The organism is Agaribacillus sp. DX54 (assembly GCF_056858335.1).
Map to the genome: position 1 here is coordinate 296367 of NZ_JBXEQE010000005.1, position 10966 is coordinate 307332.

Sequence of the window (10966 nt, forward strand, 5' to 3'; positions counted from 1 at the left end):
ATAGGAATTGTCTCCACACTACTTTTGACCCGACATACAGGTTATTAATTCGAATTTTTAACGGTTAATTTATTTAAAACACTAAAATTTTATATTATTATGGAAAGATGCACTATAACCATGAAAGTTGATACAAAGAAGATCAACCCTGGGAATGTTACAGCGTGTATTAAATTCGAGGACTCTTTTGGGGGTGAACAATCTGGTTCCCCGGAGGATTTTACCTCAAAAATCAGCATTGGAGACGAGATTTGTTGGGAAGCAGAAGCTAAGGATCGACAAACAGGTGATACGGTTACAATCGATAAGATTACTTACGAGGCACACACCAATATTTTGGGTCAAACCGAATTGCATGGTGATGCCTACGGAAACGTAACAGGAAATGCATTACATGGACAAGCCGGAGATGAACAAGAGTACGGTGTTTATTTCACCGTTACCAGTGGCTCGCAGCCACCGGTTCAGTTCTATGTTGATCCTAAACTTAAAATTCGGAATACACATTCTTAGTAAAAAAGACAATTTTATTAAAAAAGCCTGTTTTATAATGGGCTTTTTTTTCTTGTCATTACTTGGTTTTTCCCAAAATCAGCATAAAGCTGACAGCCTTATTGCTGTATTAAATCAACCTAATGACCTGGATGAATCCGCCAGGTTACTCACTTACTATAACATCTTTATAAATCATACCGACCAGGACTCTGTAATTCACTACGCACACAAAGCCATTGACTTGGCTCAAAAAACAGGTAATAAGTTCATATTAATCAACTCTTATCTGGATATAGGTCACGCCCAAAGATCAAAAGGTGATCTTGAAGAGGCAATGACCACATTTATTGAATACATTAATTTGGCTGAAAAATTTGGTTTCAATGTTGAGTTGGGGTCTGGCTACAGTGCCATAGGTGATGTTTATTCGGTACAGGGAAACAGTAAAAATGCACTGTTATATTACAATAAAGCCATAGATTTATTCAGGGAAGAAAATGACTCAACGAAATTAGCCACCTCATTACTCAATACAGGTGATGAATATTTCAACAATGACAAACTCGATTCTGCCTTAATATATTTCGAAGAATCCTCCAGGATCTTTGAAAAGCTGGATTCCAGGATCGGTAAGGCCTACAATCTTGGAAATATAGGTTTGGTATATGCCAAGCAGGGAAAACATGATTTAGCCGAAGAAAATATCCACCAGGCCTCAAAGATATTGGAAGAACTCGGAGACATGTACCCTATTGCTGTGTATGAAATTTATATAGCCGATATCTACTACGAAAAAGGGAATTTCGGCAAGGCACTTGGCCACGCCCTGAAAAGCCTGCACATAGCGGAAGAGGAAGGACTGAAGGAACAAATCCGGGACGCCAGCCTGAAACTTTCCGAATTATACCAATCTTCCGGTGATTATCAAAATGCGTTCAAATATCAAAGCCAATACATTGCCTATAAAGACAGCATCAGCAATGCGGAAGCCATTCAGAAAATGGCTGACCTTCGTACGGATTTTGAGGTGTCACAAAAACAGGCTGAACTTGATCTCGCCAATAAAACGAAACAGACACAACAAATCATAGGTATAGGCCTGATCATTGTGCTATTGCTGGTCGGTGCCTTAACCTATACTTTATTTAAAAACAACCGGAAAGAAAAACAGACTAATCTGCTTTTATCTGAGCAAAAGGAGGAAATCACGAGGCAGCGGGACCAGTTGATTGAACTGAACAAAACCAAAGACCGTTTTTTTTCAATTATTTCACATGACCTAAGAGGGCCTGTTCATTCGTTTCAGGGAATTACCAGGATCGTAAAAGCCTATGCAGATGCCAAAGAAATAGAAAAGATCCCACCTATCCTGGATATGGTGGATAAATCTTCCTATCAATTGTCAGGTTTGCTGGATAATTTACTTAATTGGGCACTAAGCCAACAGGGCAATTTTCCTTATAACCCGGAAAAACTAAATATAGCTTTTCTGACCGATGAGTTGTTGGCTATGTTTCACAACATGGCCCTGGCAAAAAAAATTGCGTTGGTTAAAACTATTGATAACGAAATACATCTTTGGAGCGACAGAAACAGCACCATGGCTATTTTCAGAAACCTCATCAATAATGCGTTGAAGTTTACACCTGAAAATGGCCAGGTGACCATAAGTACCGAGTCCGATGGGCAAAATTGTAAAATCCTTATATCAGACACCGGGCAGGGAATACCGACAGATAAACAAAATCAGCTTTTTCAATTGAAAGATAAAAAACAAAGCACTGTTGGCACAGCCGGCGAAAAGGGCACCGGGTTAGGATTGGTTATTTGCCGTGAATTTGCGCTCTTAAATCATGGAAATATTTTTGTAAAAAGCAGTGAGAATATTGGAACTACCTTCATAGTTACTTTACCGGTTTATTTGAATGATTAATTTTTCTTGAATTGTATTTTGTGGTGAAAGCCCTTTTTCCTAATTTCGTAATATTCAGAAAATAAGGGGTTTAACTTTTCTTGGTTAATTTAACTTTTAGATAAATTGGGGGTCGAAAATATTAGAGTATTGATTGTCGAAGACGATGCACTGTATGCCGAACAATTGCGCCTGGATTTAGAGGAGATGGACTTTTTGGTCATAGATGTAGTAGACAATGCCAAATCAGCAATTCACCTAGCCAAAATAAGCCGGCCGGAAATCATTTTGATGGATATCAACCTTAACGGCGAAATGGATGGCATCACTGCCGCTCATCAGATTTTCACCTTGGATCCCACCCCGATCATCTTTATTACCTCCCTTTCCGATAAGGAAACTTTTGACCGGGCAAAAAAGGTTCACCCATTTGCCTACCTCATTAAACCCGCTAATAAAATCTCTCTGAGGCACTCCATTGAACTGGCAATAGAAAATTTTAATGAAAAAAGCCTGGCCCAAAAGCTTACCCTGGAACAATTTCCATTTCTAAAAAAAAATCTATTGATCAAGGAAGGCAACAAGCTGGTAAAACTTACTATTGAAAACATCCACCTCATCGAGGTAGAAGAAAAGTATTGTTCTATATATGGTGAGAACAGGAAGTTTGTGGTAAGAATTTCCTTGAAAGATATCCTGGAAAAACTGGAGAATGACAAATTCCTGAGAATACATAGGAATTACGTAGTAAATATAGACAAAATCATCGCTATTGACCTTGAAAAAAATGTGGTGCAAACCGAGCTGAAAGATCTGCCATTGGGCAGGAAATACCGCTCTGAAATCATCAACAGCAAAGGTTACATTTCCTGAAAATAGCAACGCGTTTACAGCTTTATTACCCCATATTTCTTTGTTCCCTTATACAGCATTTTATACCCTTCGATTGCGGCTTATGGACATATGAGTGCATCTAATCATATCCGGGGTTATTTTAGTCGCATGATGACACAAACGAGAAGTTTAACGCATCCCAATTTATTTTTATATTTTCTGGTACCAACTATGATTCTGGCTCTGCTTGTGAGTATTTTTTTTCATTACATTGGTGGGTTTGAGTTCCTTACAGGTTTAACGCTAACCGGTTTATTGTTTTTCATATTGTCTGTCCGGCAAAAAAAGAATAAAGACTCCGAAGAACTTTTGAGTATCCGGGAAAAGCTTATTCTTGCGCAGGAAGAAATTAAAAGGTTAAACCAAAGAGTAAAAGAGCTCGAACGATTGGATCAGTCCAAAAACGATTTTCTTAAAATACTGGCACATGATCTCAAAAGCCCTGTTAATAGTATTTTAGGTCTCACTGAAGTTGTCAAGTTAAGTGAAGATGCCGGCAAGGAGGAAATGAAAGAGCTTATCCGGAAAATGGTCAATGCCGGTAGAAATGTTAAGATGCTTATTGATAATCTGATGAGTTGGTGTGTCAACAACCAGGGCCGGGTCACCCCCCAGGTTGAAAAAGTATCTGTCCTGGAGATGGTCAAAAAGTCACATAGCATCTATGAATCTCTGGCCGAAGATAAACAAATCGATTTCAGCGTCAATATTGAGCAAGAAATTTATCTGAAAGCCGATAAAGACCATGTTTTTTCCATTTTAAGAAATATTATCAATAACGCATTAAAATTCACCCACAATGGGGGCGAAGTGATCATTTCTGCGGTAAGAAAAGGGAAATACGGTGTTTTAACGGTCAGGGATAATGGTATCGGCATAGAAAAGGAAAAGGTAGAAGAGCTAATCGGCCAGCGCAAAAAAGATCGTAAAATAATGCATAGCCTTGTTGGAACAGGTGGGGAACGGGGAAACGGATTGGGGTTAACCATTTGTTGCGACCTGGTAGCTTTGAATGAAGGCAAAATAGCAATTGAAAGTGTTTTAGGTGAAGGAACACTTTTTTCGGTCTCTTTACCGGTTTTCAACTAATATATGGTGTGAAATATAGCTATGGGAAGAAGATGCGTTGAATGAGGGCAAATGTAGCTTTTGCCCTTTATGGGGGGTCGGAATCATTAATGGTGGATTTTTTTCCGAACCCCCTTTTATTTATCCTTTCCGGCAATCATTTGTTTGCAAATTAATGTATATTCGCCCTCCTGAATAAAAAATCAAACTGTTTATCGCAATGCTAACCACCCGAGATCTTCAACAACTAAAACAATTAAATATCAATGCGTCTGAGGTAAATAAACAAATTGAATCTTTTAAAACCGGTTTCCCTTTTTTGTCCATTCAAAAGGCGGCTACTGTTGGCGATGGTGTGATACGGTTGGAAGATGATGAAATCGATCAGTTAATTGCCCGTTATGACAGCGCCCGGACTGGTGTAAGGATTATTAAATTTGTGCCTGCCTCCGGAGCGGCCTCCAGGATGTTTAAGGATCTTTTTTCCTTCCTTAATAGCAGCGCCCCCCGATTACAGGATTTTCCTGTGGTAACTAAATTTTTTGAGGGACTCTACGATTTTGCTTTTGTCGGGGATCTGGAGGCTGTGCTTGAAAGGGATGGGAAATCACTGGATGAATTGCTTGGTGAAAAGCAATACCAAACCGTATTGCGATATGTTTTGACTGACAAGGGCCTGAATTATGGGAGCCTGCCAAAAGGTTTGATCAAATTCCATAAATATAATGGTACGTCCCGTGTGGCGGCTGAGGAACACTTGGTAGAGGGAATGGAATATGGGAAAAGCGGCAATAATGTGGCTATTCATTTCACCGTATCACCCGGGCATTTGTCATTATTCAAATCCACCATAGAAAAGGTGACAAAGCAATGGCCCGAGGTTAAATTTGACATCTCATTTTCCGAACAAAAGAGTGCAACCAATACCATTGCTGTCGACATGAACAACGACCCTTTTCGCGAATCTGACGGCAGTATCTTATTCAGGCCCGGAGGGCATGGTGCCCTTTTGTCTAATCTCAACGACCTTGCGGCAGAGATAATATTTATAAAAAATGTTGATAACGTTGTTCCGGATAGGATTAAAGCAACCACCTACCGTTTTAAAAAGGCTTTGGCAGGATTGCTTTTGAGCCTGAGGAAAAAAATCACGGATCATATCAAAGCGCTTAAAACGGCCGGCAACGATCAGGAGATAATCGTCAAAGCACAGGAGTTTTTGGAAAATGACTTAAACTTCAGACTGCCGGAAACCTTCACAGGTTATAACCCCGGAGAAAAGGTAACTTTTCTCATTGCAAAGCTGAACCGGCCTACCAGGATTTGCGGGATGGTCAAAAATGAAGGTGAACCGGGAGGAGGGCCTTTTTGGGTAAAAAATCATGACGGCTCCATGTCCCTGCAAATAGCAGAAACCTCGCAAATTGATATGAGCGATCCGGAACAGGCTGAAATTGTAAAAAAAGCCACCCATTTTAACCCGGTCGATTTGGTCTGCAGCAATGTGGATTTTGAAGGTAACAAATTTGACCTGATAAAACACCGGGATCCGGCTACCGGCTTTATTACTGAAAAATCAAAAGATGGGAAAAAGCTCAAAGCCCAGGAATTACCCGGCTTATGGAACGGCTCAATGGCCGATTGGAATACGGTGTTTGTGGAAGTACCTATTTTAACCTTCAACCCTGTGAAAACCGTCAATGATTTGTTGAGACCGCAACATCAATAAAACAAGACGCGCAAATTGTTCGGTAATGGGCTTTGATTGTAATTTCCCGGAAAGCGTTGGCATTGGCGGCACTGGCAGGAATATTGATTGCGGCCTTTACTATAAATCTGAAAACGGTTCAGGCAGCCCTGGCCAACCCTGCCGATTCATTAAGAAATAAATAAACCACCGGTCTGTAACCGGAGATGATCCGGTGACTGGTTTCGGAGATTAGCGCTTCCAGTCTCCTGTCAAAGCTGTTTTTTTTGAGGTATGACGCCATGCCATTTTCTCCTCCGGAAAAAAAAGTATATATTGTTGGTTTTGGTAATTTGTTCGGGAAGAATCTGAAAATATTATATACTTAATTTTTACTCATGCAAGACCCCTATCACCTATCCGGTGAATCCATACAGGAGCCACCGGTTACCTTTTTTTCCAAGCTAAAACATCTCGGGCCAGGTTTCATACTTTCCGCAACGATAGTAGGCTCAGGTGAACTCATTGCTACAACCACACTCGGAGCAAGAGCCGGATTTATTACTTTTTGGGTAATTATTGCCAGTTGCTTGGTTAAAGTAGCAGTTCAGTTAGAATTTGCCAAACACACAATACTTACAGGAGAAACCTCCATGGCCATTTTAAATAAGTTGCCCGGACCGGTTTGGGGCAAGGCAAATTGGACGGTTTGGTCTATGCTGGTTATGATGACCTTGAAGTTCCTGCAGGTTGGAGGGATTGTAGGAGGGGTGGCGATTATTATGAACATTGGATTTCCGGATGTAAGTGTCGCCATATGGTCTTTTGTTATCGCGATCTTTGTGGCGCTACTGATCTTCCGGGGATACTACCAGTTTGTGGAAAAAGGATCACTTATTTTAATCGCAGTTTTTACACTTTTTACCTTTTCATCCTTGTATTTTCTGAAATACACACCTTTTGATTTTACCTGGCAGGAAGTCTGGAGTGGCCTTCAGTTCCAGTTACCCAAGGAGGCAGTGGCAGTGGCCATCGCTGCCTTCGGCATTACGGGGGTGTCTGGCGAGGAGATTATCTACTACAATTATTGGTGTCTCGAAAAGGGTTATGCGCGCTATACAGGACCACGAGAAGACAAAGAGGCATGGAAGTCGAGGGCCAGAGGTTGGATAAATACGATGTATATGGATGCTGTCTCGGCCATGGTGCTATACACTGTAGTAACTGGTGTCTTTTATCTCCTGGGAGCGGCCGTGCTTAATGCCCGCGGCACCATTCCCCAAGGCTATGAGATGGTAGAAACCCTTTCAGCTATGTATACTGAGTCACTGGGTGCCTGGGCGAAAACAATTTTCCTGATCGGGGCTTTCATGGTATTGTTCTCTACACTCTTTGCCTCACTGGCCTCCTGGACGCGTTTGTTCACTGATATTTTTGGAAGAATTGGCTGGATCGACTTTGGCGACATGAATCAGCGCAGGAAGTGGGTAATGATTTTAGCATGGGTTGTACCACTTGTATGGGCTTTATCTTTTGTTTTTATTCGCCTTCCTGTTATCATGGTTTTATCAGGAGGCATTGTCGGTGCCCTCATCCTTTTTCTGGTGGTATTTTCCGTTATCTACATTCGCTATTATCGCGCTGACCCGGCTTTTATTCCCGGGAAGATTTACGATATTGCATTATGGCTCAGTATTCTGTCAATTGCCTTTGTAGGGGCCTATGGCTTATTCAGGTTGTTCTGAAACCAAAAACCGCTATGGATTGCCTTCCCTTGCTATCACCAGGGAGCAAACACGACATTTTCTCTAAGATGCCGGTTTATTTTTCGGAGCTTAGAACATATTTTTGGGATTAGGTTTTACTGATGGAGCATTTACGGTTTGTTAAGTAAACAGAATGTATTTTATTTGCATGTCATTTTGATTTGAATGAAAAAACACAATTATCAATCCCTGGAATGCAAATACTAACCAATACACTCAACTTTATCGTAAATGCAGGTGCATATTTTGAGAAAACAGATGAAAAAACCAGAAAACTAAAGCGGATCCTCACTATTCTGCTTGTTTTAACTTTATTGGGGCTTTGGGCCAATATGGTCATACGTGCTACCCGGGGTCATGGCAGTCAATATGATGATTTTACGGAGTTCAGCCGGGACTTACTTTTTAACCAGATCGATGTATATGAAGTTTATGACCTGAACGTTACATCCATCGGAAAGTACCCTCCCTTCTTTGCCATGGTATATGCCCCATTGGTTCCCCTTCCTTTACCATTAGGTGCCGCAATTTGGTTTTTGTTTTCGCTGGTTATGATGGTTTTGGCTACCAGGGCAGGGGCGAATATGGTGATGCGGTTTTCGGGTATATCTTCTATGCCACACCAGACAGCATTATGGGCGGTACCACTGGCGTTAATGGCTGTGGTAACTATTACCAACCTTGAAACTTCTCAGGTAAATATTTTTATTTTTTCGCTTGTATTACTCGGCCTGGACCAGTTTTCAAGGAACCGCGATATGCAGGCGGGTTTGTTACTTGGGGCTGCCACTGCGATTAAAATTACCCCTGGACTTTTTATAGCGTATTTTTTTTACAAAAAGTCCTGGAGGACAGTCTTCTGGGCTGTAGGGGGTATATTGATATGTTGGGGAATCATACTGCCATTGGCACTTACTCCTTCCCGCTTTATACCTGTGCTGGAATCATGGCTCGGGATATTTCTATCTTTTGTAACAGAAGGAACAATGGCTGAAGGTATACCGGGATTTAGACACACCAACCAGTCTTTAAGCGCGGTTATCTATCGTTTTTTTACAAATACACCGGCCAACGGTGGCTTTGAAAATTTTTATGTCAATATCCTGAGCCTCTCCTATGAGACGGCAGACTGGATTATGCGGATTCTAAAAATAGCCATTTTTGTTGGCTTGGCGCTGGTTTGCAGGGCTCCCATGAAAGGCAGGAAAGATCCCAGAATCCCTTTTGAATTATCCCTGGTAGCTATCGCTACCCTGTACCTTTCGCCTATTTCCTGGATTAACCACTATATTGTGATGATATTACCCTTTTTGGTAGCGTATATCTTTATTAAAACCAGGGAACCACTGGACCATCCGGGACGGAAAATGCTGGTGGCACTGGCCTGGTCAGCGTTTTTGGTGGCCATGATTCATCCTTTAATCATGACCGTATCACTGCCTTTTTTTGGCTCTTTAATCATGGTTATCGCCTTAATACGTACCCATTCAGTCACACTCAGTAGGGAAATTGGATAACGCAAATGATCGGGCTTCGCCAAAGTTGTAATGCCACCATTCGGTTTTGATGGATTTGAAACCATGTTGTTCCATAACATCTTTTAATAATCTTCTGTTGTTAAGGACTGCCTGAGGCAGATTTGTATAGGCATGATGCGCTTCCTCTCCAAAGTGATCAAATCCGGTACCCATATTAAGCTCCCTGTTTTCTCGGTCCACCAGCGTGATGTCCACCGCACCGCCGCGATTATGGATAGAACCTGAAGTATATGGGTTGGCCACGTAACCTTCAACCGGATAAACTTCCCACAAAACCTTTTGGACGTCCAGGGGCCGGTAGCAATCAAAAAACTTTATTCGATATCCCTTTTTCATGAAGTCACGATTGGCATTGATCAAAGCCAGGGCCACTTTTTTGCGAATCATACATTGGTCGCAGTCGTAGACTTTTTTCTTCATAAAATTGTCCTCCGTAGCATACTTCATATCATAAACAAAATCGTCCGACCAGTTTTTGATAAAGACAAAGCTTGAATCGTGTAAATCTGAGTTTTTCAGAGGTAAACCTGGCTTATTTTCGGTTTGGTCGGCAGCTATCCCGGATTTTGTTCCGGCGTTGATACTATCGGTTTTGGCAGTCACATTTTTATGTGATGTCTTTCCTGATTCCTGACAGGAAGAAATGATGACTGGTATAAAGAAAATTAGTGTTATATAGTATTTCATTTTAATAAAATTGATTTTCAAAAATATATACCATCCCTTCATGGAGCTGTCTTCTAATAAGTTTGATCCGGCCGGTGAATGGCGAATATTGTTTGGTTCGACGTTTCTTGACTCCCTCCTTGAAGGAGGCAAAAAAAAACACCCCGGAGCCGGGGTGTTTCCAGATTAACGTATTTATAAGAGTTATTATCAAAATTCAACAATCATGCTTACATAATCTACCGATTTTTCAGTCTTAATGATGAGCTTGTACAAGCCACTTTTTACCAGTCCAAGTGAAAAGCGCTCCACATTAAAATATTTATTGTAATCTTTATTGTATACCTGGTTACCAAAAGAATCGTAGATTGCCACAGAAAGTACTTTTACGCTTTTATCTGTCGGTTCTATATCAAATACCCCTACGTTAGGGTTTGGATAAACCATGTATTTCTTTTGAGAAGTTAAACTGGTACGAGAAGCACTGTTCGGTATATATGAATCCACCGTAAAGTTTAAAGTCAGCGGCTTTCCTGCTTCTCCTTGTCCATTACTTTTGGAAAATGGTGTGGCCGTAACAGTATGGCTTCCTAACTCAGGCGTCCATGCATGATAATTCCCATTTTTATCACTATTCAACGCGTAAGGTACCAGGTTTTCGGTTTTGAAGTTTTGCTGACCATTGTACGCGAATCTGACACTGCCTGCCTTGTCAGGCCCAATGTTGGCCCGGATATTCAAATTTTTAGTAGGCAGTTCCTTAAGATTGATAGTTACTCCTTCAGGAATCGGATCAAAGGCAACAATTGGCTTGTTTTTGTCCGCATCAATCAGTGTAAAGCTCACCACTTTTGATGGGTCATTGTCAACCGGTTGCTCATCCGGATTTTTATTGACAACCGTGAAATTTATGGTTAACGCCAGTCCTTTTTCCCCTTTG

At 41.1% G+C, this 10966-nt stretch carries 10 protein-coding genes; 7 read left to right on the plus strand and 3 right to left on the minus strand.

What is annotated here, in order from left to right:
* Positions 1-120 precede the first annotated feature (120 nt).
* The 5 genes from AC04NP_RS08750 (at position 121) to AC04NP_RS08770 (ending at position 6098) form a co-directional block, all read left to right on the plus strand.
* Complete coding sequence (locus tag AC04NP_RS08750) at positions 121-513, plus strand: hypothetical protein (protein WP_482859208.1); 393 nt, start codon at positions 121-123, stop codon at positions 511-513.
* A 37-nt stretch (positions 514-550) separates the two neighbouring features.
* Complete coding sequence (locus AC04NP_RS08755) at positions 551-2428, plus strand: tetratricopeptide repeat-containing sensor histidine kinase (protein ID WP_482859209.1); 1878 nt, start codon at positions 551-553, stop codon at positions 2426-2428.
* Positions 2429-2533: 105 nt separating this feature from the next.
* Complete coding sequence (locus AC04NP_RS08760) at positions 2534-3280, plus strand: LytR/AlgR family response regulator transcription factor (RefSeq protein ID WP_482859210.1); 747 nt, start codon at positions 2534-2536, stop codon at positions 3278-3280.
* A gap of 192 nt (positions 3281-3472) precedes the next feature.
* Positions 3473-4390 carry a sensor histidine kinase gene (locus AC04NP_RS08765; RefSeq protein ID WP_482859212.1) on the plus strand — a complete coding sequence of 306 codons (918 nt, stop codon included), beginning with the start codon at positions 3473-3475 and terminating at the stop codon, positions 4388-4390.
* A 199-nt stretch (positions 4391-4589) separates the two neighbouring features.
* A complete protein-coding gene (locus tag AC04NP_RS08770; protein WP_482859213.1) occupies positions 4590-6098 on the plus strand; it encodes a DUF4301 family protein in 1509 nt (502 codons plus the stop codon).
* A gap of 118 nt (positions 6099-6216) precedes the next feature.
* On the opposite strand, the gene AC04NP_RS08775 is transcribed toward AC04NP_RS08770, so the two are convergent.
* Positions 6217-6360, minus strand: a complete 144-nt coding sequence (locus AC04NP_RS08775; protein ID WP_482859214.1) for a hypothetical protein — start codon at positions 6358-6360, stop codon at positions 6217-6219.
* A gap of 94 nt (positions 6361-6454) precedes the next feature.
* Between AC04NP_RS08775 and AC04NP_RS08780 the strand changes: the two genes are divergently transcribed.
* Both AC04NP_RS08780 and AC04NP_RS08785 read left to right on the plus strand, forming a co-directional pair.
* Positions 6455-7801, plus strand: coding sequence for an Nramp family divalent metal transporter (locus AC04NP_RS08780; protein WP_482859215.1), 1347 nt, complete (start codon positions 6455-6457; stop codon positions 7799-7801).
* A gap of 215 nt (positions 7802-8016) precedes the next feature.
* Positions 8017-9339, plus strand: coding sequence for a glycosyltransferase family 87 protein (locus AC04NP_RS08785; RefSeq protein ID WP_482859217.1), 1323 nt, complete (start codon positions 8017-8019; stop codon positions 9337-9339).
* On the opposite strand, the gene AC04NP_RS08790 is transcribed toward AC04NP_RS08785, so the two are convergent.
* Positions 9310-10047 (minus strand): M15 family metallopeptidase, encoded by a 738-nt coding sequence (locus AC04NP_RS08790; protein WP_482859218.1) that lies wholly within the window; start codon positions 10045-10047, stop codon positions 9310-9312. The two genes, AC04NP_RS08785 and AC04NP_RS08790, sit on opposite strands and share 30 nt — an antisense overlap.
* Before the next feature lie 189 nt (positions 10048-10236).
* The coding region (locus tag AC04NP_RS08795) for a T9SS type A sorting domain-containing protein (protein WP_482859219.1) at positions 10237-10966 on the minus strand (730 nt) is incomplete at its 5' end.